This is a genomic window from Acinetobacter sp. GW821-FHT01E09, from assembly GCF_059422385.1.
The window spans coordinates 715,427-739,611 of record NZ_JBWKWU010000001.1 but is presented as its reverse complement, the minus strand read 5'-3'; the positions used below and the strand labels follow the sequence as shown (position 1 = coordinate 739,611).

General features: G+C 37.9%; 21 protein-coding genes. 8 read left to right on the top strand and 13 right to left on the bottom strand.

Annotated features, from left to right (window positions below):
- Positions 1-17: 17 nt before the first annotated feature.
- Entirely contained in the window at positions 18-2,471 is a 2,454-nt protein-coding gene (locus tag AC07U8_RS03485) for a hypothetical protein (RefSeq protein ID WP_494737331.1), read from the top strand.
- Between the two features lie 30 nt (positions 2,472-2,501).
- On the opposite strand, the gene rplT is transcribed toward AC07U8_RS03485, so the two are convergent.
- The gene (gene rplT, locus AC07U8_RS03480) at positions 2,502-2,861 is read right to left on the bottom strand and encodes a 50S ribosomal protein L20 (RefSeq protein ID WP_004723060.1); all 360 of its coding nucleotides are present in this window, start codon (positions 2,859-2,861) and stop codon (positions 2,502-2,504) included.
- An 11-nt stretch (positions 2,862-2,872) separates the two neighbouring features.
- On the bottom strand, positions 2,873-3,067 hold the full coding sequence (gene rpmI / locus AC07U8_RS03475) for a 50S ribosomal protein L35 (RefSeq protein WP_002054552.1): 195 nt from the start codon (positions 3,065-3,067) through the stop codon (positions 2,873-2,875).
- Positions 3,068-3,291: 224 nt separating this feature from the next.
- Here rpmI and AC07U8_RS03470 point away from each other — a divergent pair, with 224 nt between their 5' ends.
- Both AC07U8_RS03470 and AC07U8_RS03465 read left to right on the top strand, forming a co-directional pair.
- Entirely contained in the window at positions 3,292-4,542 is a 1,251-nt protein-coding gene (locus AC07U8_RS03470; protein WP_004723063.1) for an MFS transporter, read from the top strand.
- Positions 4,543-4,679: 137 nt separating this feature from the next.
- A complete protein-coding gene (locus tag AC07U8_RS03465) occupies positions 4,680-5,435 on the top strand; it encodes a TonB family protein (RefSeq protein ID WP_494737330.1) in 756 nt (251 codons plus the stop codon).
- A 57-nt stretch (positions 5,436-5,492) separates the two neighbouring features.
- Here the strand turns inward: AC07U8_RS03465 and AC07U8_RS03460 are convergent, their stop codons facing one another.
- The 10 genes from AC07U8_RS03460 to AC07U8_RS03415 form a co-directional block, all read right to left on the bottom strand.
- Positions 5,493-5,918 (bottom strand): YqaA family protein, encoded by a 426-nt coding sequence (locus AC07U8_RS03460; protein ID WP_494737329.1) that lies wholly within the window; start codon positions 5,916-5,918, stop codon positions 5,493-5,495.
- Between the two features lie 4 nt (positions 5,919-5,922).
- The gene (locus AC07U8_RS03455; RefSeq protein ID WP_105713310.1) at positions 5,923-6,345 is read right to left on the bottom strand and encodes a hypothetical protein; all 423 of its coding nucleotides are present in this window, start codon (positions 6,343-6,345) and stop codon (positions 5,923-5,925) included.
- Between the two features lie 34 nt (positions 6,346-6,379).
- On the bottom strand, positions 6,380-6,667 hold the full coding sequence (locus tag AC07U8_RS03450; RefSeq protein WP_004723070.1) for a hypothetical protein: 288 nt from the start codon (positions 6,665-6,667) through the stop codon (positions 6,380-6,382).
- Positions 6,668-6,755: 88 nt separating this feature from the next.
- The gene (locus AC07U8_RS03445; protein WP_004723071.1) at positions 6,756-7,373 is read right to left on the bottom strand and encodes a glutathione S-transferase N-terminal domain-containing protein; all 618 of its coding nucleotides are present in this window, start codon (positions 7,371-7,373) and stop codon (positions 6,756-6,758) included.
- Positions 7,374-7,553: 180 nt separating this feature from the next.
- Positions 7,554-7,886, bottom strand: a complete 333-nt coding sequence (locus tag AC07U8_RS03440; RefSeq protein ID WP_494737328.1) for a DUF7709 family protein — start codon at positions 7,884-7,886, stop codon at positions 7,554-7,556.
- A gap of 88 nt (positions 7,887-7,974) precedes the next feature.
- Complete coding sequence (gene infC / locus AC07U8_RS03435; protein WP_081401514.1) at positions 7,975-8,526, bottom strand: translation initiation factor IF-3; 552 nt, start codon at positions 8,524-8,526, stop codon at positions 7,975-7,977.
- Between the two features lie 5 nt (positions 8,527-8,531).
- Positions 8,532-10,454 (bottom strand): threonine--tRNA ligase, encoded by a 1,923-nt coding sequence (thrS, locus tag AC07U8_RS03430; protein ID WP_494737327.1) that lies wholly within the window; start codon positions 10,452-10,454, stop codon positions 8,532-8,534.
- A gap of 219 nt (positions 10,455-10,673) precedes the next feature.
- Positions 10,674-11,834, bottom strand: coding sequence for an alanine racemase (locus tag AC07U8_RS03425; protein WP_494737326.1), 1,161 nt, complete (start codon positions 11,832-11,834; stop codon positions 10,674-10,676).
- Between the two features lie 52 nt (positions 11,835-11,886).
- Positions 11,887-13,200: a D-arabinono-1,4-lactone oxidase gene (locus AC07U8_RS03420; protein WP_494737325.1), complete on the bottom strand. Its 1,314-nt coding sequence runs from the start codon at positions 13,198-13,200 to the stop codon at positions 11,887-11,889.
- Positions 13,201-13,212: 12 nt separating this feature from the next.
- Positions 13,213-14,967: a neutral/alkaline non-lysosomal ceramidase N-terminal domain-containing protein gene (locus AC07U8_RS03415; RefSeq protein ID WP_494737324.1), complete on the bottom strand. Its 1,755-nt coding sequence runs from the start codon at positions 14,965-14,967 to the stop codon at positions 13,213-13,215.
- 136 nt (positions 14,968-15,103) lie between these two features.
- On the opposite strand from AC07U8_RS03415, the gene AC07U8_RS03410 reads away from it, so the two are divergent.
- The 5 genes from AC07U8_RS03410 to AC07U8_RS03390 all read left to right on the top strand — a co-directional run bounded on the left by AC07U8_RS03410 (position 15,104) and on the right by AC07U8_RS03390 (position 23,332).
- Positions 15,104-16,159: an AraC family transcriptional regulator gene (locus AC07U8_RS03410; RefSeq protein WP_167468927.1), complete on the top strand. Its 1,056-nt coding sequence runs from the start codon at positions 15,104-15,106 to the stop codon at positions 16,157-16,159.
- Positions 16,160-16,392: 233 nt separating this feature from the next.
- The gene (locus tag AC07U8_RS03405) at positions 16,393-18,039 is read left to right on the top strand and encodes an acyl-CoA synthetase (protein WP_096733169.1); all 1,647 of its coding nucleotides are present in this window, start codon (positions 16,393-16,395) and stop codon (positions 18,037-18,039) included.
- A 595-nt stretch (positions 18,040-18,634) separates the two neighbouring features.
- On the top strand, positions 18,635-19,084 hold the full coding sequence (locus AC07U8_RS03400; protein WP_494737323.1) for a hypothetical protein: 450 nt from the start codon (positions 18,635-18,637) through the stop codon (positions 19,082-19,084).
- Positions 19,085-19,555: 471 nt separating this feature from the next.
- Entirely contained in the window at positions 19,556-21,358 is a 1,803-nt protein-coding gene (locus AC07U8_RS03395; protein WP_105713405.1) for an acyl-CoA dehydrogenase C-terminal domain-containing protein, read from the top strand.
- Between the two features lie 192 nt (positions 21,359-21,550).
- A complete protein-coding gene (locus AC07U8_RS03390; protein WP_004723090.1) occupies positions 21,551-23,332 on the top strand; it encodes an acyl-CoA dehydrogenase C-terminal domain-containing protein in 1,782 nt (593 codons plus the stop codon).
- Between the two features lie 220 nt (positions 23,333-23,552).
- On the opposite strand, the gene AC07U8_RS03385 is transcribed toward AC07U8_RS03390, so the two are convergent.
- On the bottom strand, positions 23,553-24,179 hold the full coding sequence (locus tag AC07U8_RS03385) for an FMN-binding negative transcriptional regulator (protein WP_494737322.1): 627 nt from the start codon (positions 24,177-24,179) through the stop codon (positions 23,553-23,555).
- Positions 24,180-24,185: the final 6 nt, after the last annotated feature.

The window sequence follows — 24,185 nt, the reverse complement described above, 5'->3', positions numbered from 1 at the left end:
TTTTCTTGAGTTTACATATGTTATCACTTGATCAAGCTTTAACGAATTTAGAAATTATCATTAATAACAATCAGAAAATCTATAACAGAAATGAAGCTCAAACACGATTTGATCTTATAGATGAACTGTTACTAAAATGCTTTGCTTGGGAAAAACATGAAATATTTTTAGAACATGCTGAAGGGAGAACCTATACAGATTATGAACTTGGTTCTCCTAAAATAGCAATTATAGAAGCAAAAAAAGAAGGTGTCAGCTTTGATTTACCAATACAAGCAAAACCAATATTAAAAAAGTCCATTAAATCTATTTTCATATCATCCCCCGAAGCAAAAGAAGCAATTGAACAAGCATCTAGATATTGTCAATCTAGAGGAGTGCCGATAGCAATAGTAAGTAATGGTCATCAATTTATTGCTTTTATAGCATCTCGAACAGATGGTATGTCTGTATATGATTCAGATGCATTTGTATTGGAAAGTTTAGTTCATTTAAGAGAAAATTTTGCATTAGCTTGGAAACTTTTATCCAAAGGAGGGTTACAAACTCGCAACCTAATGAGCTATTTAGGAAAACAAAATGTAATTCCCTCAAAACTCAGTTCAAAATTAGTTAACTATCCTAAAATTAGATATGCTAGTGAACTTCAAGCAGATTTAAGACAACTTTCAGAACTCTTCCTTCAAGATATATTAGATAATAATGAGATTGAAAAAGACTTTATTAAAAACTGCTATTGCGAAAGTGGTCCTCTTTCTCAATATTCATTATTAAGTAAAAATATACTTGAAACTAGATACTCAGCATTATTTAGTGATACTGAAGAGCAAAGCTATATTAAACCAATAACCACAAAAAAAGGTTCAAATTTTTCACCTGATCTTTTAGTAGATGCTCTTTCAAACCGACCTATAGTCCTTTTAGGAGATGTTGGAGTTGGTAAAACATCATTTATCAAAAATTTAATGTATAACAGTGCTGAAGATCAATTTAGAAAAGCTTTATATATCTATATTGATCTAGGCTCAAAAGCAACATTAACAAACGATTTAAAAGAGTTCGTCTTGAATGAAATTATTAAACAATTAGAGGAAAAATACAATTTTAATATTTATGACTTTAATAGTACATTAAAAGGCGTATATGCTAGCGAAATTGAGAAGTTTGCAAAAGGAGTTTATGGTTTTTTAAAAGACTCTTTACCAATTGAGTATCAATTAAAATTAGCGGAGCATATTTCCAACTTCATTAGTAACAAAGATGAACATTTAAAAAATTGCATTCGTTTTTATTCATCCTCCACAAAAAAATCAATTATTTTTATCTTAGATAACTCTGATCAAAGAACATATGAAATTCAGCAAGAAACTTTCCTTATATCTCAAGAGTTAGCAAAACAATGGCATGCTACAGTATTCATTTCAGTAAGACCCAGCACTTTTCACAAATCAAAACGAAGTGGTACTTTAAATGCATACTCGAACAAAATGTTTTCTATACTGCCACCAAGAATTGAGCAAGTAGTTTCTAAAAGATTACGTTTTGCATTAAGTATGGTTCAAGGCAAAATTCCATTAGAAAGATTACAATCTGTCGAATTTAATGCTTCCAATATAGCCATTTTTTTTAAAATTCTTATCCGATCTATTGAAAAAAATAATGATATTTATGAATTTTTATCAAATATTACTGGAGGCAACATCCGAGAAGCCATAGATTTAGTAACAAAATTTATTGGTAACCCCAATGTAGACGCAGTTAAAATTATTGATAAATTTAATGCAGGGAATGATTATATAATTCCATTACACGAATTTTCTAAAAATGCATTGCTTGGAGATTATTCACACTATAGTCCCAATAACTCTTTAGCCTTAAACGTATTCGATATATTTAATCCAGATCCGAACGAACATTTTTTAACATCAATTTTATTATCTTTCCTTAAAAAACCTAACAAACTGTTCAACAATGAATCATTTTGTAGTGCAAATGTTATCATTGATGAACTTCAAAATTTTGGGTTTCAGTTGAATGCTATACAAAATGCATTAAGAAGATGCACTAATAAAAAATTAATCGAAACATCTCAAAGAATAACATTTGAAGAAGATGATAACGGTGTTTTAAGCGGGGATTTGCCTGAGTTATTTAGAATTACTACAATTGGAGCTTACCATCTTGAAAAATGGATAACAAATTTTAGTTATTTAGATGCCATTTTAATTGATACTCCAATTTTTAATGAAAATTATGAAACTGAAATCCTTGTAAAACTATCCTCTTTAGATATTGTAGATAGATATAATCGTACAATAAAATTTAGGGAATATTTATTGCAATGTTGGAATAGCATCTCTAATAAGCCTAACTATTTTGACTTTCAAAAAAGTATTCAAAATGGTGAATTATCTTTTAGGCCAGTTGAATTATATCTATCAAAAACTGTAAGCCATAAAAAAGACCGCTAAAAAGCGGTCTTTTTTAATCATCGAAGATGATTAAGCAGCTAATGCGCCTTTAGCTTTTTCAGCTAAAGCAGCAAATGCAACTGAGTCATGCATAGCGATGTCAGCAAGTACGCGACGGTCGATGATCACTTGAGCTTTTTTCAAGCCATCGATCATACGGCTGTACGACAAACCATTTTGACGAGCACCAGCATTGATACGCGCAATCCATAAAGCACGGAATTGACGTTTCTTTTGACGACGGTCACGGTAAGCGTATTGACCTGCTTTAATTACTGCTTGGAACGCTACACGATAAACACGTGAACGCGCGCCATAGTAACCTTTAGCACGAGCAAGAATTTTTTTATGACGGCGATGAGCCTGTACACCACGTTTTACACGAGCCATTTATAATCTCCTTAGATGTATGGGCACATACGACGAACTGAATTCATGTCACTTACGTGAACCATGACACAACCGCGCAATTGACGAATACGTTTAGCAGATTTTTTGGTCAAAATGTGGCGTTTGAACGCTTGTTTACGCTTGAAACCGTTAGCAGTCGCTTTGAAACGCTTAGCTGCACCACGGCGAGTTTTTAACTTAGCCATAACAACCTCTTTAAACACCTGTTCGGTACGTTCGCACCATTGCGACAACGACCTGCAGGTAAGGGAGGCAGTATTCTAAATCATCTCTGTACAAAACAAAAGCAAAACATCCAACAATTTCACAATTCCCCAATGTAATTTTCGATGTAAATTTCACCTAGTTTTATAAGAAAAATCAGGATGAAATCTTTATAATCATCACATCATGATAAAACTGGACAGTTATGACCCCTGCACAGGATGCTTTTGCTGCGCTTCGCTATCGAGATTTCTCAATTGTTACCATCAATCAATTTTGTTTAACGCTCGCAATTTTAATTCAAGAAATTATTGTTGCCTATTCACTCTATCAAATTACCAAAGACCCGCTCACCTTGGGTCTGATTGGACTAGCAGAAGCAATCCCGTTTATTGCACTGTCGCTTTGGGGCGGTTATTTTGCAGATAAGCTGAATAAACAAACCATTATGAAAGTTTGCTTATTTTTCTCCTTCCCTTTGCCATTGGTGCTTTGGTGGTTATTTCACAGTTATGATCATGGGCAAATTGGTGTGACTACACTGTCTTGGGGGATTTATGCGGTTATTTTTGGATTGGGTACCATCCGAGGTTTCTATAATCCATCAGCAACGTCATTAAAACCATTTTTAATTCCTCGTGAACTGTATGCCAATGGTGCAACATGGACCACGATTGGATGGCAAAGTGGCGTCATTATTGGCCCAATGCTAGGTGGTTTTATGCTGGCAGGAATCGGTCGTGAAAACAGCTTACTCTCGGTAGCGGTACTTTTATTTATTTGCTTCTGTCTGATTAACTTATTAAAGAAGCGTACTTTCCCTACCATGGAACAAGACAATCTTTGGGACAGTTTAAGTGAAGGCTTTCGCTTTATTTGGAAAACCAAAATTGTACTGTGGGCCATATCTTTAGATTTGGTTTCAGTGCTGTTTGGTGGTGTAATTGCCCTACTGCCAATTTTTGCAGAAGATATTTTAAAAGTTGGACCTGAAGGTTTAGGTTATTTACGTGCGGCCCCCTCTATTGGCGCGTTAATAACCATGATCGCTTTAACCAAATTTCCACCTACACATCATGCATGGCGAAATATGCTGATTGCAGTTGCAGGTTTTGGGGTGTTTACCATTATTTTTGCATTCTCAAATAACGTCTGGCTCTCTTTATTTGCTTTGGCTATGACTGGTGCTTGTGACAGTATCTCAGTGGTTGTACGCCAAACCATTTTGCAAGTTTACCCACCTGAAAATATGCGTGGCCGTGTCGCTGCGGTGAATGGGATGTTTGTTTCATCGAGTAATGAATTGGGCGCATTTGAATCTGGGCTTGCTGCAAAATATTTAGGAACAATCACAGCCACTGTATTTGGTGGATGTATGACCTTGGCTGTCGTCGCAATAAGTTGGGTAAAAACTTCTGATTTATTCAAAGTAGACATCACCAAAGGCCAAGAATAATGAGTTTGGCTGAATAAAAAACAGTAAAAAAATGCACCTTCGGGTGCATTTTCTATTGCGAGAATACAAAATTCGATAAATACTTTGCGCAATTAAACTACTCTCATGCGTATTAAACTGCATGGATTGCCAAACCTATGAATAAAGCTCTTTTTACCACTTGTTTATTGTGCCTTTCAACCTATAGCTATAGTGCGGATAAACTTCCTACAATAAAAGTCAAAGGGGAGCAATCTGAACAAAATGATCCTCAGCATTTGACTACACGTATACAATGGGTCAAATTTCCTCAAATTCACTATCAAATCGCTGAATTAAAAGATCAAGATCGTTCAGCGATCATTCGAGTAAAAGCCAATAATGCTGGTGAAGTTACAGATGCTGATATCCAAGAGAGCACAGGCATCCGTGCATTGGATCAGAAACTTGTAGATGCTGTGGAAAATGCAAAAGTAAAACCCTATTCCAAAAATGGAAAAGCCATTGCTTTAGTCGGTTATCAAACATTTACCTTAACGCTAGAGAATGCAACGGATCATGTTCAGCGCGCTAAGCAATGTACATATAGCTTTAATTCAAAAAATTGGAACAAACAACAACTCGATAAGTCGGTTGCTTTTGTTTATTTAAAACAACCACAACTTGCACTGGATCAATCACTATTAAAGAATAAAGATCGTACAGTAAAGTTTAAATTTAAAGCCAATAAACAAGGCGAAATTACCCAAGTTAAGCTAACTAAACGTTCTGGTATTAATGCACTTGATCAACAAGTACTTGCAGCCGTTGAGCATACATCAATCAATGTAAAACGTTCTTATCGTACTTTATGGATCTATAAACAATCCAGCTTCAATGATGAGATTCAATTTAAAATCAATGAATGTAAATAAATTCATCAAGATGCGTCTTTTAAGGTTAAAGATAGTTTAGTGTCTTTAACCTTTTTATTAAAATAATCCGATATACACCAAATAGATAAAAGCATACCGACCACCTTTTGCAATAGTCACGATCAAAAGAAAACGCCAAAAGTTCTCTTTCATTAGCCCTGCAATAAGTGTGATTGGATCTCCAATAATTGGAGTCCAGCTTAATAACAAAGACCAAAAGCCATACTTTTGATAGATTTTCTCAGCTTTAAGCATACTCTTTTCAGAGACAGGAAACCATTTCTTATCTTTAAACTGCTCGATTTTGAGTCCCAAATACCAATTCACGCATGAACCTAAAACATTGCCAATCGTTGCAACAACAAGCAATAAATATGCAGAATGCTGGGTTTGTACCAGTAATCCAAGCAATACTGCTTCAGACTGTAAAGGTAATAGCGTCGCTGCACCAAATGCGGAAAAAAATAAGAGAAGATAAGCCATAAAATTAGCTAAAGTTGGGTTTAGGTTTTAAGGTATAAGTCAAGAATGACAGTATAAAGGGAGCCAGAAAAGCCAACCAAAATGAAAGATCTGATTTAAAAAATTTCTGCAACAATGTGAGTTGAGCTTTACCCTCTGAAATCGCTTGCCAATCAATTTTGATATGAATAAAGCCGTAGAATAAAACAATAAAATAAAGCGAAAGCAAAACGAGTAAGATCGTGGTATTCAAAAGACTTTGCTGTAATTTACTTTGAAAAATGCCAAAGACCATAGCAAAAACCAAGCCTGAAACACTCACGATGCTAAAAATAATAAACCAGAAGTAATCATATGCGGAGTGATACTGCAAGATGCTACAAAGCATTGCTGTGATTAGCATCACGGCAAAAGAGATAAGGAAGTGCCAAACAAAGTTTTGCTTCATACTCTCCCTGTTGAATGTACTACTAACAGTTCAATCACCCTAAATTTAGCATTTTTTTGGTTTTACGATACTGAAAATGTGCCCAAATGATTGCCAACAACATAAAGATAATCCGAGACCACTGATAACGTTGCGCAATCGGGTCGATCACACTTCTAATCAGTGCTGACGCTTGACCATTTAATTGCTCTAAAATATTTTGGATATGCACAATTTCCGCAATATAGAGCATTAAACAACCTGCAATACCGACAATAATACTCCAGTAGATTTTTGGATTCGTTTCTAATATTTTCGTAAAGTTCAAAAAGAAATCTTTCATGACTAAAGCCTACCAACCATCCAAAAATCGATCATTTAAAAATAAAAAACCACATAACGTGGTTTCTCATCTTAACATAAAATATATTTTAAACTTTGATTGATAGCGCTCTTTGTATCGCTGGGCGCGCAGTTAAACGCTCAATATATTCTTTAACATAAGGATAATCATCTAGCTCTATTTGCTGCCACTCATAGCGTAATACCCACGGTAAAATGGCCATATCTGCAATAGAATACTCACCAGCCACATATTTTTGTCCAATGAGCTGCTTATTTAAAACACCATACAAACGTTGAGTTTCAGTAACATAACGATCAATTGCGTAAGGAATTTTTTCTTTGGCAAATTTACCAAAATGATGATTTTGCCCTAACATCGGCCCTAGCCCGCCCATTTGCCACATTAACCATTGTTCAACTTCAACACGATCTTGCTCATCGCTTGGATAATACAGTCCTGTTTTACGACCAAGATATTGCAAGATTGCGCCTGATTCAAATACTGAAATCGGCTCACCATTTGGACCATCTTGATCGACAATCGCGGGGATTTTGTTGTTCGGTGAGATACGAAGAAAATCGGGCTGGAACTGGTCATTCTCTAAGATATTGATAGGAAAAATCTGATAATCCAAACCCATTTCTTCAAGTGCAATGGTAATTTTATGACCATTGGGAGTACCCCAATAATAGAGATCAATCATATTTCATCCTTCTTCGTTTTCACGTATTTTCTGAATTTTATTGCGTTAATCGTTTACTTTTATAACATGAATTGGCTTGATTCAGTATGCTATAAAAAGAGATTATTCTAATAATCTATTCTAAAATTATGTTATTGCATTTTATTAAATACAGCACGTTCTCATATTATGATATTAATTTCAAATATCTACCTCAGCAATTGCATCTAAATATGCTTTGGCTTTTTCACCTACAAATTTACGACCTGCATTGTTTCCCAATATCCATTCCTCTGGATTAAATAAGTCAAATAAACCAACTTTTACTAAGGTGGGGATCGCGAGTATCAGTTCTTGCTCAATCTCTCCACGTAAACCTGAGTTATACAGATTGATATTATGCAACATGGTTGCCACTGTGCCAGTTTGTACAGCGCTGCCATCCTTTAACTTAACCACAGGCAAAACCTCACCTGCTTGAATAATTTTTTGGTTAATACTCGATAGCGCATTTGAATTTTGAATAGATGACATATCAACTCCACTCGATTCAGATTGATTCACCCGCATTTTAACGTAAAAAAGCACTGCTTAATGCAGTGCTTTTTTAACAAATGAATAATTACTTTTTCTTTTTAGGTCCAAGTAACATACCCATTTGACGGCCTTCCATTTTTGGTGCTTGTTCAACAATACCAAACTCTGCTACGTCTGCTTCAATTTTTTGCAATTGTGCAAGACCCAACTGTTGGTGAGCCATTTCACGACCACGGAAACGTAGAGTAATTTTGACTTTGTTGCCTTCTTCAAGAAACTTCAGAATAGCACGCAACTTAACATTGTAATCACCAACGTCTGTACCAGGGCGCAACTTAATTTCTTTCACTTGAACTTGATGCTGTTTCTTTTTCGCATCTTTTTGCTTTTGCTTCAAGTCAAATAAATGTTTGTTGAAATCCATGATTTTACAAACAGGTGGCTCTGCATTCGCCACGATCTCAACAAGATCAAGATCAACTTCTTCAGCAGCACGCAAAGCTTCAGCAAGTGAAACGATGCCTTTTTGCTCTCCATCTGCAGCAACGAGACGCACATCTTTCGCTTTGATCTCATCATTTAATGCAGGACGATTACTTTTAGCACCTTGTTGTTGGTTACGGTCAGGCTGTTTAATCTTTCTTACTCCACAATATACCGGCCGCGTTCGGCTACGGCTGCTTTCACTAGGTCAATAAATGCGTCTATTGACATAGTACCTAAATTTTTTCCAGAGCGAGTACGAACATTCACAGTCCCTTCCTCTACTTCTCGATCTCCAAGTACCAATAGGTATGGAATACGCTCTAGTGTACGCTCACGAATCTTAAAGCCGATTTTCTCATTTCTCAAGTCTGAAATTGCTCGAATTCCATTTTCTTTGAGTTTTGCGACGACTTGCTCACAAGCTTCCGCTTGAGAATCTGTAATATTCATGACACATGTTTGGATTGGAGCCAACCATGGTGGCATAAAGCCTGCGTAGTGTTCAATTAGTATACCAATAAAACGCTCAAAACTGCCAAGAATTGCACGATGTAACATCACAGGATGGTCACGATCGTTATCTTCTGTTACATATGAAGCGTCTAAACGTAACGGTAAGTTAAAATCACACTGGATTGTACCGCACTGCCAGATACGTCCTAAACAGTCTTTTAATGAAAATTCAATCTTCGGACCGTAGAAAGCACCTTCTCCAGGTTGTTCTTCCCATTTAAGATTTGCAGCATCTAAAGCATCTGCTAAAGATTTTTCTGCAACATCCCAAAGTTCATCAGCACCCACACGTTTTTCAGGACGTGTAGACAATTTCATTTGAACGTCTTCAAAGCCAAAATCTTTATAAACATCTAAAGTCAGTTTAATAAAGTCTGCAACTTCTTTACCAATTTGTTCAGTTGTACAGAAAATATGTGCATCATCTTGAGTAAAACCACGTACACGCATAATCCCGTGTAACGAACCTGATGGCTCATTACGATGGCATGAACCAAACTCTGCCAAACGAATTGGAAGATCACGGTAAGATTTTAAACCTTGGTTAAACACTTGAACGTGACATGGGCAGTTCATTGGTTTTACCGCATAGTTACGACTTTCTGAATGTGTCGTAAACATATTTTCTGCATAGTTGGCAGCATGACCCGATTTTTCCCACAAAGTGAAGTCTACAATTTGTGGTGTTTTAATCTCTTGGTAGCCGTTGTCCTGTTGAACTTTACGCATGTATTGTTCAAGCACTTGGTAGATCGTCCAACCATTGGCATGCCAAAACACCATACCTGGTGCTTCTTCTTGCATATGGAACAAATCTAAAGCTTTACCAATTTTACGATGGTCACGCTTTTCAGCTTCTTCAATACGCTTGATATATGCTGCTAATTCTTTTTTGTCTGCCCAAGCAGTACCATAAATACGCTGTAATTGTTCATTCTTTGCATCACCGCGCCAGTAAGCGCCAGAGATTTTAGTCAATTTGAATGACTTTAAAAATTTAGTATTCGGTACGTGTGGACCACGACACATATCTAAATAATCTTGATGATAGTACAAGCCCATTTGAGTTTCTTCAGGCATGTCAGCAATCAAACGTAACTTATAATCTTCACCACGTGCAGTGAACTCAGCAATCACATCATCACGAGGTGTCATTTTTTTAATGACATCATAATCTTGATCGATGAGCTTTTTCATGCGCGCTTCGATTGCAGCCATATCATCTAAAGTAAATGGACGAGGCATCCAGATGTCATAGTAGAAACCTTCTTCAATGACCGGACCAATCACCATTTTTGCTTCAGGGAAGAGTTGTTTTACCGCATGACCCACCAAGTGTGCACAAGAGTGACGAATAATTTCTACACCGTCTTGATCTTTTGGAGTGATGATTTGTAAGGTTGAGTCTTCGGTAATTAAATCACTTGCATCGACTAAGCGACCATTTACTTTCCCAGCAACTGTATTTTTAGCCAGTCCAGGTCCAATACTTTGAGCAACTTCCATAACGGAAACGGCTTGATCAAAACTTTTTTGATCGCCATTTGGCAATGTGATAATAGGCATATTTAAAAATCCTTAAGGAGTGATGCCCCGTACAATGGAGCATGTCACCGCGAGATTATGATCGAGGAAGATCCTCAAGATAAAATCGGTGGAACAAAATAAAAGTGTGTCGAATTTTACACCTTTACAGCATATTTATAAACCTTTGTCTTAAAATTATTCTTTATTCTGATTTAAATTGTACTTTTGATTATCCATCAACTTCCTCTTTTTGGCGCATTACTCTCTAAAGGTTTCCCACGCTTCAAAATCTCGATTTTTATAACAATATAATTTATGAAATTGAGGAATAATCGCTTCGCTTTGTGTCGGTCTTAAAAATACAAAATCATCAACAGCTATTTCAGTATTTTTAGGCACATTAACCATTTCCTGATTAGTACTCCGCCCATAAAGTGCATGCGGATGAATCCCTCGCGGATAAACATAATGTGCCATCCAATATCCACCATAAACAAATAAGGCTTTAGAGCTATGTGGTAATTTATCTAAAACTTCTAATCCAGGTAACTGGGTAAATGGCAGCACTTTTAAAACAGGAGTTGAAATCCATAGCGCAGCTTGTAAAACACTTAATCCATCACTGTCAAAGTCACTTGGTTTAAGCAACATCGAGCCAAAAGAAAGATCATTACACACACTTTGCTCCACGTGGAGGTAAAATGTAGGGCTACCACCACCATTAAAACAAAGATCAGCTCGCCATAAATGCGGAAATTGCTGTTGAATAATATTTTTATAATTTTGATAAATGTCTTGTGACTCTCGATACGCGACATCAATCTTTTTAATCATCGAAGGCAGCTTCGTCACATGGGCATCATAGCCCATCAAGCCAGCAAGTGCTAAATGCTCAGGATTTTGCTCAATCAATCTTAATATTTCGATGAGTGCAAAATCGGAACGAACACCACCGCGATGCAAACCCACATCAATTTCAATATTGATTTTAAGCGTTAAGCTAAACTGTTTTGCGACCTCAAGATACTGTAATAAACGTGCTTTTGAATCAATTAACCATTGTATATCGGCTTGTCTGCAATTTTGATTCATCGCATAAAAATGCTGAACAGTACTTATAGGCATCGGTTTCCCAAACAACACATCTACATCCGAAAAGTTCTCAAGGATTGGTAAAAGCTGTGGCATATGAAACACCATAAACCGTTGAGTCGAAAGCTTTAGACTAATGGTTTTTAATAATGCTAAGCATGCCAAAGACTTTACCACGATACGTGGTTGCAAATGGCTTCCGTATTGAAGCTTTTTGGCAACGTACTGTAGATTTTGTTCAAGCGCCTGATCATCAACAATTAACCGAGGTAATGCACCATTTGACCGTTTTAAATCACGATTTAATTGCTCAAAAAAGTTATTCATAGTCTACCTTTATGGTCTATTTTAGTTTTACTCATTCACTTAATTTTATCCATTATTCAGATAAGAATAGCTTTTCTAAATAAGGATTTAAAAACTTTCTGCTTGGATCAAGTCGTTCTCGCAACTGCATAAACTCATCCCACTTAGGATATAAAGTTTTAAGTTGTGTTACTGTCATACTATGCATTTTCCCCCAATGTGGTCGCCCTTGATAATGTTGCAAAATCGACTCAACTTCATCAAATAATTGTCTAGGTGCTTGCTTATAATATTGGTGTACTGAGATGGAAATAGAGTCCCGCTGATAAAACGGACTCAACCAAATATCATCACCTTTGACAAATCGAAACTCCACAGGGAAAAAGGTTTGTGCTCTTGAGTTTTTTAGCGCTGCTAGAACAGCTTGCAAACATTCCACGCCCAATTCAACTGGAATCTGATATTCCATTTCATTAAATTTCGTTTCACGCGGTGTCGGGAAAATCTTGCCTGACCAATCAACAAATGTGCTTGGCTTAATAAAAACGCCTAAGAGCTTTTGTAGTTTTGGATTCAATGCTGGGAAAGATTTGGTTAACTCGCAACATAGGGTTAATAACGTATCTTCAGATGGCCATGATTCAGTGCGTGGTTGAACCTCATCGTCAGTAATATCTAAAGTTTTTAAAATCAATTTATCTGCATGAGAAAATGCAAAACACTCGATATGCCGATGTTGTGCTTTCCATTGGTCAATATTTTGAATAAAGTCTTTGACCGCACACAGTCTAACTTGCTCTTTAAGCTTATAGCGTGGTTTATTCTGCATAGTGATTTTAGTCAAAACCCCTAAGCTCCCTAAAGACACTCGCCCAGCTGCAAAAATATCTGGATTTTCATGGCGATTACAATGAAGAATTTCTCCTGATGCTGTGAGTAATTCAAATGCTTGTACATAACCTGAAATACAATGTAGGCTTACACCTGTACCATGTGTTCCCGTTGAAACAGCACCAGCTAAACTTTGCTGGTCAATATCGCCCTGTTGCATTAAAGACTGCTGCATCGGTTCTAAATATTGCCCTAAATTAAATAATCGTGTTCCTGCCCAAATACTGGCTTGGGCAAATTCAGTATTGACTTGATCCACACCAGAAAGACCATCCAAAGACAGCAATGTTGCATCGGTACTCACCAAAGGTGTAAATGAATGCCCTGCTCCCACCACTCGAATCTTTGCTTGGGTTTGGACAATGTGTTTTAACTCATCAAGACTGTCAGGCTTTAAAATTTGCTCAGGGTGAGACTGTTGATAGCCCGACCAATTGTTCCATTTTTGCTGATTTAATTTGTGCTTGTTCGGTGCTTGATTAATCAATTGATTCATAATGCTCATCCTTTAGCGTACAGCCGTTTTTAAATTGCCGTGATTTGTTCTTTTTTCTATTTCGTGTGGTGGAATCGCTACGGGGCGTGTGATTTGGTCATATGCTCGTTGAGATTTATCTAGACTCAACTGCGTTGCCAATTGCTGAAATTTGTACTGAATTGCCGCATGTGTCCATTGACCATATAAAGTATGTGCACCTTCATAAGCTTGTTGCTGGTATTCTTCATTGGTGGTGATATAGCCCATATAATCATTGCAATAAGACACCAAACCAACCTTTGAAATACCATGATGCTTTGAGAACTGTTTTGCCACAGTCTGAATCACACGTTGCCCTGCTGTTGTGGTAATTTCTCCAGGGCAACAAATCAAAGCCAATTGACCAATTTGGATAATCTGTAGCGGAATAACACTTGGAACCAGTGGGCTGTCTTGAATGGCACCGGCTTTAACTAGGCGATTCATTTCTGCAATTAAAGGATCAAAAATGCTTGGTGAAAAATCTAAACTTTTACCCAGCAACTGATTATCTGGACTTTCTAAAACAATCTCTTTCGGGAATTGTGAGTCATAGAGCGCTTTATATTTGCTGTACCGCAGAGAATTCGAGTTTGCTAAACGTTGCTTACGTACTCGCTTAGCAAGTAAAGACATTACTTTAAGAATTGCTGTAGGTGTCCCCTTACCATCTATAGGCGTTCCCCTGAAGAAACCGACACCATGACAAGCGGCACTGGTTTTAGCGCCTTGTATCCCCTGACTAAATTCACTTGGCACATCGACTTGACTCAAATCTACATAGGATAAAACAGCATCGATACTGCCTTGGAGTAGACATGCGTCCATCGTATTGTTGGTGTTTTTTTCAAGCGGTGTAGTCAGTGCTTTAATCGCAATTTCACTTTGATAACGCCCATTTTGCTCAGCATATTGATATTCTCTTTCGCCCTTAATTTTATTGCGAATCGCATCTTGTTTGGGGCCATGAAAATGTGGCGATACATCTCCTGCTGTTGCTTGTGCGAAAATGGCAACAGGGTTTGGAATACCTTGTGTTAATAAATAGTGTTCACTTAACGCAGCAGCATAGCCTTTATTGTCACCATCATGGGCTTTGAGTTGACTACTCAAACAGGTTGCATGCACTCCAAATAATGAAATAAATGAACATAATTGATCATCACGATAAAAACCGATTAATTGCATTTCACGGTTTAAGGCGAGATGGGTTTCTGCTTCAGTTCTTTGAATCACATCAGGGTTACGATTATATGCCTGCAATGATCGATTCCATGCCACTGGAATATCATCAGGGAATTGGCAACTTTGATAACGAAGTTCAGTTTCTTTTTCAGTGTCTAAGGCATTGGAGATACTGAGCATGACCGCATTTACCACAGCTTCGACATGCTCTGGTACAAAACCTGGGGTTGGCATATTGTATAAAGCTTCATAAGCACAACCGCCAGGGCCAGAATGAGTATGGGTTGCCATCAAGACCAAATGCTGTTCATTAAATTGCTCAGCTAATTGATGTTTTAAACGCTCAACAACACCACTGCGGATCGCATAAGTAATACAACCAAAATCCAGACAACAAAAAATAATGGGCTGTTCTAAAGCTAAACGACGGATCGTGAATGTACGAGCAAACAACGCTGTACGTTTTTGATAAGCACGATGTGACCACATACCATAACCAAACATGGCATAACCTTGCGGCTGAATGTTTATTTCTTGTTTGTCCCAACCCACCATAAACATATGCGATCATCCTTTATCTTTTTTATGTCAGCGAATTTATATCAGCGAATACCAGAAGTAGATTGAATCTTAATCAAAAATATGCGATACCAACTAGGGTAAAAGCAACAATAATATGGGGGGCGAAGCGGACTTTATGAGCTTGCAGCAAAAGGAAATTGCCAATTCTCAATTTTATATTCCACCAATGATACTGACGAGTTTGATTCATTATGCAGAACAACAACACTGGCAATATGGCAATTGGTTTGCAGCACAAAATTTAGACTTGGAACAAATTCGCCAAGGACATGGTTTTGTTGCTTTTTCAGAACTCTGCGAGGTTATTCATCTTGCGCTTAAAGATATCCAGCAACAAAATTTAGGCTTATTGCTGGGCAGTAGTGAAGGTCAGATTTCAATTGGTATTTTGGGCTTTGCCATGCAAGCCTGTAAAACAGTAGCTGAAGCATTGGAGACCGCACTACACTATCATCCTATTTCAGGCAGTGTCTTAGATTTAACCGTCAATCTTGTTGATGATTATTGTGAAATTGAACTTTTTGAGCGGAGTGACTGTGGTGAGCTAAAAGCATTTTTCTGTGATGAAGTCTTTGCCAGTATTATTACCTGTGTCAATATGATGCTAGATGATAGCTATGAGTTGGTGAGTCTGGAGCTTAGCTATGATCATTCAGCATATATTAATGATTATAAAAGAATTTTCAATTGTCCAATTTATTTTAAAACGACTAAAAATATCATCCGATTTAACAAAACACTCTTGTCGAGAAGTCTTAAAAACTATAGCCCTGTCAATTATCAAAGTGCAATTCTGATTTGTGATCAAGCTTTAAAACAATTTGATCAAATGAATCAACACAGTTTGGCAAAGGTATTAGCACATTTGATTGAAAGCCATCTACCTGAACGCTTTGATATGCAACAAGCAGCACAATATTTTCATTTTAGCGAACGCCATTTACGGCGTTTACTACTCAATGAGGGGCTAAATTTTCAGTTATTAAAGCAACAGGTATTAGAAAAAAAAGCCAAACAATGGATTGAAGAAAATCAATCGATGAGTGAAATCAGTTTCAACCTTGGTTTTAGTGAGTTAAGGGAATTTCGTCGTGCGTTTAAAAAATGGACTGGATCTTCGCCAACGGAATACAAAAAAGCGAAACTGCTGAGTTCAGTTATTCATATTTGAATAACGGGATTTTAAATAAGATTCTGAACAAACTAGGATTAATATTTACAGCAATATTGAAAAATGTTAATTTAATTCAATAAATTAAATATTCCAAAACATTTCAATAAATGTAACGATGTATAATGATGAATATTTAAATTAGATACTCGACTAAAGCCTAAATGCATTTTTACAGGCTTATGCATATCTTTTAAACATGGAAATTAGAATAAATATAGATGGAGCTAAACATGGTTAGTGCATATGATCAATTACCGCGCACCCCTGCAAACTTTGTAGCATTATCACCTTTACGTTACCTCGAGCGTGCAGCCTACATTTATCCAAATCAAGATGCGATTGTACATGGTGCTCGTCATATCTCTTGGCGTGACACCTATACACGTTGTCGTCAATTTGCCCATCAATTACAAAATCTTGGGATTCAAAAAAACGATACTGTTTCAGTTCTTTTACCCAATATCCCTGCGATGGTCGAAGCGCATTTTGCAGTCCCTATGGCTGGTGCTGTTTTAAATACCCTGAATACTCGTTTAGATGCCAAAACCATTGCGTTTATGTTAGAGCATGCTGAAACCAAAGTTCTTTTGGTTGACCCTGAATTTGCGGCTTTGGCTAAAGAAGCGGTAGCGCTTATTGCTCAACAGATCTATATCATTGATGTTGCAGATGAGGAATACGAAAACAATGATGCTACAGCACGTATTGGTCAAATTGAATATGAGGAATGGCTAAAGGGCGGCGATGTAGATTTTGAGTGGCATTTACCTCAGGATGAATGGGATGCGATTAGTCTAAATTATACCTCTGGCACTACAGGCAATCCGAAAGGTGTGGTTTATCACCATCGTGGTGCTTATATCAATGCGGCCAGTAATATCATCGCCTGTGGTATGACACCACGTTGTAAATATTTATGGACACTTCCGCTATTCCATTGCAATGGCTGGTGTTTTGCTTGGACTGTTGCAGCCAATGGCGGTACCAATATCTGCTTACGTAAAATTGATCCTGAGTTAGTTTATCAACTCATTGATCAATACAAAGTTGACTATTTCTGTGGTGCACCGATTGTCTTGTCGATGTTGATCAACACCCCGAAAGAACAACAAATTAAATTTGAACATCATGTAGAAGTAATGGTGGCTGGTGCTGCACCGCCTGCGGCAATTATTGAAGGAATGCATCATATTGGTATTCAAGTCAATCATGTCTACGGTCTCACTGAAACTTATGGCCCTTCTGCATTATGTGCATCACAAGCAGGTTGGAGTGACCTGTCTATTCAAGAGCAAGCACAATTACATTCGCGCCAAGGTGTACCTTATCCATTACAAGATGGTATGCGTGTGTTGGATGCTGAAACGATGCAACCTGTGCCTAATGACGGCAAGACCATGGGAGAAATTATGTTCCGTGGCAACATTGTTATGAAAGGCTATTTAAAAAATACCAAAGCCACAGAAGAAGCCTTTAAAGGTGGTTGGTTTCATACGGGTGATTTAGCGGTCTGCCAACCTGATGGTTATGCAAAAATTATGGACCGCTCAAAAGACATCATTATTTCAGGTGGTGAAAATATCTCATCTTTAGAAGTTGAAGAGGTTCTTTATACGCATCCTGCAATTATGACTGCGGCAGTGGTTGCGCAACCCGATCCGCGTTGGCAAGAGGTTCCTTGTGCCTTTATTGAACTTAAACAAGGTGCTGAAACCACACCTGAAGAGGTGATTGAATTCTGCAAACAGCATTTGGCACGCTTTAAAGTCCCTAAAAATGTGGTGATTTGTGAGATTCCAAAAACATCGACAGGTAAATTGCAAAAATTTATCTTACGCGACTGGGCAAAAGAGCGCTCAGTGGGTGAGTTTAATTAGCCTACCCGTTTAAATCATCCAATTTACCTTCCTCTTCTCAGTAAAAATAAACGACTGTTTTTATTTAAAAGGTCATCTGGCGAGTAAGGTAAATTGATGAAAGATTGAGATAAATTGGTGAAAGAGAGCGGTAAATCTGTGAAAATAGACTTAAAACTTTCATTTCTTATTTCCCGACTTCATTTTAGAAATTATGCTTTACTTGTCGCTTATTGATAGCATCATTAAAACTTTTTGATCATTTAAATATAGCAAATGATAAATAAACTTCGTACAGAAATAGAACCCGATTTTGAAACAGCACAACAACATTACCCGCTCGTACTCAAATTGATTGCTAATTACCTAGGGTCTATTGACAATTCGTCTATGTTTGCGACTACGTGTGTTTTTTAGGCGATACTAGGCGCGAAATACGAAATTTAGTCATTCTAAATGAGTAGTTCGTAACGACGTAGCGGCAAAAAACACGCTAGTCCCGAAGGGTTGTGGCTAAAATTATCTCAGCCTTCGTTATGAAACTCGAAAATAGTCTCGCTATTCTCTTCGCTTCATGCCTTGCCTGCTCAATTTTAACCTACAACGCAAGCCATTTATGAAATGGCAACAGACCCTAAACTATTGCGATGAGTTTGGTGATGAAGACTCGCTTGAATATCAAAAACTCAGTGAAAAGCTCACAGAAATTACCAGTAAAGATATTTCTCAATACGATCTTTGGGAGTGGTGGGAAGCCGAAGGCATCGAAAATTTAAGCTTTGATATTTGCTTACCTGAGCCTAAAATCATCCACAATATTTCAAAACAAGAACTTACTGAAATCGTCCAGCGAATTAAAAGCTCAGATTTTCATACTCAACATGCAAATGAATTCATCAATGCTTTTTACCTCCGCACCATTTTCTCTGGAGGCTATTTCTACAATTTTTTAAAACTCAATTTTAAAGCATTTAAGCATCAATTGTTTCAACGCAATAAAGATCAAGCAGGACGATACTTTGAATATTCGGTAGAAGACATTGTGGATCGACTTTGGAACGAGTGATTGCCATAAAAATATCACCATTAACAAAGCATGCAGTGCGTTTATTGGTTTAAATCATTTAGAGTCATATTGCATTTAAACACTAAAAACATTCTCAATATCTGTAGTTTTAACCACACATCCAATCACGTCTCATCCAAGATCAAGCCTACACTTCAATCTGTTCACTACATTTTAGAAATATAAATGGCATTTCCGCCATATTTTGACTGGCATTTTATTGGACACAAGTTTTTACGATTTTGACTATTTGTATCCTTATTTTTCAATGAAAAGTGTTTACACTCAATGCACTTACAGCTTTCAAGCCTTTTTTCTTTGACTTTACAGTCACAGAGAAATAACCATGAAATACTTGTACGTCACTATAAGATGTTGCACGATGTAGCGGAACAAATATGTGTCATAGAAGACACACGTCGTATTTATGAAGATTATAAATCTGGTTTAACCAGTATTGAGGAAACCGATATGCCACAATACAAAGCACCCTTACGTGATATGCACTTCGTTTTGCATGAATTATTAAATGCTGAAGAACATTACGCGAAACTCCCTGCATTCCAAGAAACCGTAAGCCGTGAATTGATTGATCAATATTTAGAAGCTGGCGCGGATTTCTGTGAAAATGAATTATCTCCACTTAACCAAATCGGTGACAGTGAAGGCTGTAAATGGAATGATGGTGTAGTGACTACGCCTACAGGCTTTAAAGCAGCGTATGACAAATATGTAGAATTAGGCTTCCCTTCTCTTTCAGTTCCAGAAGAACATGGCGGTCAAGGTTTACCAGGTTCTTTAGCAACTGCTATTTCTGAAATGGTTGGTTCTGCAAACTGGGCGTGGGGTATGTACCCTGGTCTTTCACATGGTGCGGTTCGTACAATTGAGCATCATGGTTCTGCTGAGCAAAAAGCAACATATTTACCTAAACTTGTTTCAGGTGAATGGACTGGTACTATGTGCTTAACAGAATCTCATGCAGGTTCTGACTTAGGCATTATCCGTTCTAAAGCTGAGCCACAAGCAGATGGTAGTTACGCAATCTCTGGCGAGAAAATCTTTATCTCTGCTGGTGAACACGATATGGCGGACAACATCGTTCACATCGTTTTGGCTCGTCTACCAGGCGCACCTAAAGGCACTAAAGGGATCTCGTTATTCATCGTACCTAAGTTCAATGTAAATGCAGATGGCTCTATTGCAGACCGTAATGCAGTACGTTGTGGTTCAATTGAACACAAAATGGGTATCCACGGTAATGCAACTTGTGTGATCAATTTTGATAACGCAAAAGGTTTCTTGATTGGACCTGAAAACCGTGGTTTACATGCAATGTTTACCTTCATGAACACTGCGCGTATTGGTACTGCTGTTCAAGGTTTAACAGCATCTGAATCTTCTTTCCAAGGTGCACTTGCATATGCGAAAGATCGTTTGGCAATGCGTTCACTTTCTGGTCCTAAAGCACCAGAGAAAGAAGCTGATCCAATCATTGTTCACCCAGCTGTACGTAACATGTTGATGACACAAAAAGCCTTTGCTGAAGGTGGCCGTGCATTGGTTTACTTCTTATCTCAATATGCAGATATCGTAGAGCAAGGTGTTACTGAAGAAGATCGTAAATTTGCCGACAATATCTTGTCATTATTAACACCGATTGCAAAAGCATTCTTAACTGAGACAGGTTCTGAATCAGCGAAGCATGGTGTACAAGTATTTGGTGGTCACGGCTTTATTTCTGAACACGGTATGGAGCAAATTGTACGTGATACGCGTATCTCTTGCTTATACGAAGGTACAACTGAAATCCAAGCGCTTGATTTGTTAGGACGTAAAGTATTGGGTACGCAAGGTGCAATGTTGAAAGACTTCACCAAGATCATCCATAAATTTGCAGAAGCAAACAAAGACAATGCTGACCTGAAAGAATTTGTTGAACCACTTGCTGCTCTTAACAAAGAGTGGGGTGATTTAACCATGCAAATCGGTATGAAAGCTATGCAAAATCCAGATGAAGTAGGCGCAGCTGCGGTTGACTACCTATACTTCTCTGGTTATGTAACACTTGCATTCTTATGGGCTCGTATGGCGCTTGTTGCTCAACAAAAACTTGCTGAAGGCTCTACTGAAACTGGCTTCTATAATGCAAAAATTAAGACTGCTCGTTTCTACTTCAAAAAAATCTTACCACGCGTTCGTTCACATGTTGACGTGATCGCGGGTGGCTTAGATCCATTGATGTCATTAGATGCTGAAGACTTTGCATTCTAAGTAGAATGCCGAGCTAGGTATTTAGAAAACTGTACTCAAGAGTGCAGAAATAGAGAAAGGACGGTCATAGCTTTGGCAGTCCTTTTTCTTTATAAATAGAGCGTTATTTACTTAGACCATCTAACAACATACATGCTTGTTGGTTAAACTGATCTAAGTCTACAGATTCAAACAATAAACAGGTGAACGAACATGCCAATTTATAATGCGCCACTTGCAGATATGAAATTCATTCTGAATGACGTTTTCAATGCAGAGCAATTCTGGCAAGCCAACGAAAAGCTTGCACATGTTGATGCAGCAACGGCTGAAGCAATTTTAGAAGAAATGGCTAAATTTGCACAAAATGTTACGCTTCCTTTAAACCGTACAGGTGATGAAGAAGGCGCTCATTATGAAAATGGCAAAGTCACGACACCTGCTGGTTTTAAAGAAGCATTCCAACAATACGCTGAAGGCGGTTGGATTGGCCTAGGTGCTGAAGAGGAATGGGGCGGTCAAGCAATGCCAAAAATGCTGACTGTACTTGCTGATGAAATGTTATTTGCTACCAATCCATCATTCATGCTCTACCCGCTTCTCTCTGTTGGTGCGGGTATGGCGTTAAACAGCTATGCATCTCAAGAACAGAAAGAAACCTATTTACCTAAAATCTATTCAGGTGAATGGTCTGGTACGATGTGTTTAACTGAACCTCATGCAGGTACAGATTTAGGGATTATCAAAACTAAAGCTGAACCTAATCAAGATGGTACGTATAACATTACTGGTACTAAAATCTTTATTACTGGTGGTGATCACGATCTTGCTGACAACATCATTCACCTTGTTTTAGCAAAAACACCTGATGCACCTGCGGGTTCACGTGGTATCTCACTCTTTATCGTGCCTAAATTCCTCGTCAATGCTGACGGTTCATTGGGCGAACGTAATACAGCGGGTCCTGGTTCAATTGAACACAAAATGGGAATCAAAGCGTCTGCAACATGTGTCATGAACTTTGATGCAGCCAAAGGTTTCCTTGTTGGTAAAGAAAATGAAGGGCTTGCAGCTATGTTCGTGATGATGAATTACGAACGTTTGTCGATGGGTATTCAAGGCCTAGGTGCTTCTGAATATGCATACCAAAATGCAGCACAGTATGCGACTGATCGCGTACAAGGCCGTAGTGCAACAGGTGTTAAATCTCCAAACAAACCTGCTGACAGCATCCTTGTACATGGTGATGTACGTCGCATGTTACTCAATGCACGTGCCAACAATGAAGCTTCTCGTGCATTTGCAGTCTATGTCGGTCAACAACTCGACATTACTAAATTTTCAACCGATCCTGAAGCTGTTGCGAAGGCAAATAATCGTGTTGCATTATTGACGCCAATTGCCAAAGCCTATTTAACAGACACCGCGTTTAATGCTGCAATCGATGCGCAAATGGTGTTTGGTGGTCATGGCTATATTCGTGAATGGGGCATGGAACAATGTGTGCGTGACTTACGTATCGCGCAAATCTATGAAGGTACCAACGGCGTTCAGTCACAAGATTTAATTGGTCGTAAAACAATTAAATGTAATGGTGAATTCATTGCTGAATATATTGAAGAGATCCGTGATTTTGCCAATGGTCTAGATACCGACTTAAACTTCATTAAAGATGCGACTTTAGATATCGCAACTGAAGTAGATATGATTACGCAGCATATTTTAGAACGTGCAAAAGAAAATGCTGATTTCGCAAATGCTGCGGCAGTAGAGTATCTGCATGTTGTTGGCTTATTAAGCTTCTCTTATATGTTTGCTCGTATTGCCAATGCTGCAAAAAATAAGCAAGGTCAATTCTATCAAGACAAACTTGCATTGACTCATTACTTCATCCAACGCCTCTTGCCTGATTTAAATGCACGTGTTGCTAAAATCAAAGCAGGTGCAGAAGTTATTATGAATTTCAGCGAAGATTATTTTACGAATCAGGCTTAATTTCATCATCAATTGAAATAAGACATAAAACGCCCGATGATTCGGGCGTTTTTTATTTGCAACTGATGATTTTTTTAGAACACCTACTGATCTATATCTCTTGAATGTCATAAAGCCGTTAGGTTTGCTTTTCTATGCATCTTAAAATCAAGGATGGTGCAATTATATCGTGTGGCTATAAAAGTTGATCACAATATAAATCAAGTAGCATCGTATAGTATTACCTTGGATAAAACTTCCGAATCGATTCAGCCATCTCTGGAGATTGGTTTTGTAAAGCATTTGCGGCACTTGTGGCATCCACAGTACTGCGATTTTGACTGACTTTAAATTTCCCTACGATTGAATCTATTTCGATTTCAATCGCCACAATTTCCTGTAATAAAGCAGCGATATAATCATTGGGCGCATCCCCCATTTTCCAAGGTACCGCCTGCGGTGCTTCATGCTGACGAGTCAATCGCGCCAGAATACCCCGCAAATATTTTTCATCTTCTATTTTTCGGATTGCTCCCTTCACATGCACAACACGATAGTTCCATGTCGGTACTTCCCGATGATGCTCAAATTTCCCTGGATACCAATTCGGTGAAATATAACTTTGCTCAGCATGGAAAATCACATATGCCGATTGAACCTGTTCTAGCACGTTAAATAGAGGATTGGCTTTGGCGATATGTCCACGCAACAATCCAGACTTGCCAGCTGACCGATCCAATTCAAAAGGGATATGGTTCGCTTCAATTTCACCGTCATAAGTAACCATCAAACTTCCCAATGGATTTTTTTCAATTAAATCGAAAAGTTCAGGGAGATTCTCTTGTTTAAAATGAGTAGGAAGATACATGTTTTA

Excerpts from the sequence above, each read along its gene's own strand:
- AC07U8_RS03425 (WP_494737326.1), bottom strand. The coding sequence starts at position 11,834 with ATGAATAACTTTTTTGAGCAATTAAATCGTGATTTAAAACGGTCAAAT.
- rplT (WP_004723060.1), bottom strand. The coding sequence starts at position 2,861 with ATGGCTCGTGTAAAACGTGGTGTACAGGCTCATCGCCGTCATAAAAAA.
- AC07U8_RS03390 (WP_004723090.1), top strand. The coding sequence starts at position 21,551 with ATGCCAATTTATAATGCGCCACTTGCAGATATGAAATTCATTCTGAAT.
- AC07U8_RS03420 (WP_494737325.1), bottom strand. The coding sequence starts at position 13,200 with ATGAATCAATTGATTAATCAAGCACCGAACAAGCACAAATTAAATCAG.
- AC07U8_RS03465 (WP_494737330.1), top strand. The coding sequence starts at position 4,680 with ATGAATAAAGCTCTTTTTACCACTTGTTTATTGTGCCTTTCAACCTAT.
- AC07U8_RS03395 (WP_105713405.1), top strand. The coding sequence starts at position 19,556 with ATGCCACAATACAAAGCACCCTTACGTGATATGCACTTCGTTTTGCAT.
- thrS (WP_494737327.1), bottom strand. The coding sequence starts at position 10,454 with ATGCCTATTATCACATTGCCAAATGGCGATCAAAAAAGTTTTGATCAA.
- AC07U8_RS03405 (WP_096733169.1), top strand. The coding sequence starts at position 16,393 with ATGGTTAGTGCATATGATCAATTACCGCGCACCCCTGCAAACTTTGTA.
- AC07U8_RS03410 (WP_167468927.1), top strand. The coding sequence starts at position 15,104 with ATGAGCTTGCAGCAAAAGGAAATTGCCAATTCTCAATTTTATATTCCA.
- AC07U8_RS03415 (WP_494737324.1), bottom strand. The coding sequence starts at position 14,967 with ATGTTTATGGTGGGTTGGGACAAACAAGAAATAAACATTCAGCCGCAA.
- AC07U8_RS03385 (WP_494737322.1), bottom strand. The coding sequence starts at position 24,179 with ATGTATCTTCCTACTCATTTTAAACAAGAGAATCTCCCTGAACTTTTC.
- AC07U8_RS03460 (WP_494737329.1), bottom strand. The coding sequence starts at position 5,918 with ATGGCTTATCTTCTCTTATTTTTTTCCGCATTTGGTGCAGCGACGCTA.
- AC07U8_RS03440 (WP_494737328.1), bottom strand. The coding sequence starts at position 7,886 with ATGTCATCTATTCAAAATTCAAATGCGCTATCGAGTATTAACCAAAAA.
- AC07U8_RS03485 (WP_494737331.1), top strand. The coding sequence starts at position 18 with ATGTTATCACTTGATCAAGCTTTAACGAATTTAGAAATTATCATTAAT.
- AC07U8_RS03400 (WP_494737323.1), top strand. The coding sequence starts at position 18,635 with ATGAAATGGCAACAGACCCTAAACTATTGCGATGAGTTTGGTGATGAA.
- AC07U8_RS03445 (WP_004723071.1), bottom strand. The coding sequence starts at position 7,373 with ATGATTGATCTCTATTATTGGGGTACTCCCAATGGTCATAAAATTACC.
- AC07U8_RS03450 (WP_004723070.1), bottom strand. The coding sequence starts at position 6,667 with ATGAAAGATTTCTTTTTGAACTTTACGAAAATATTAGAAACGAATCCA.
- AC07U8_RS03470 (WP_004723063.1), top strand. The coding sequence starts at position 3,292 with ATGACCCCTGCACAGGATGCTTTTGCTGCGCTTCGCTATCGAGATTTC.
- rpmI (WP_002054552.1), bottom strand. The coding sequence starts at position 3,067 with ATGGCTAAGTTAAAAACTCGCCGTGGTGCAGCTAAGCGTTTCAAAGCG.
- AC07U8_RS03455 (WP_105713310.1), bottom strand. The coding sequence starts at position 6,345 with ATGAAGCAAAACTTTGTTTGGCACTTCCTTATCTCTTTTGCCGTGATG.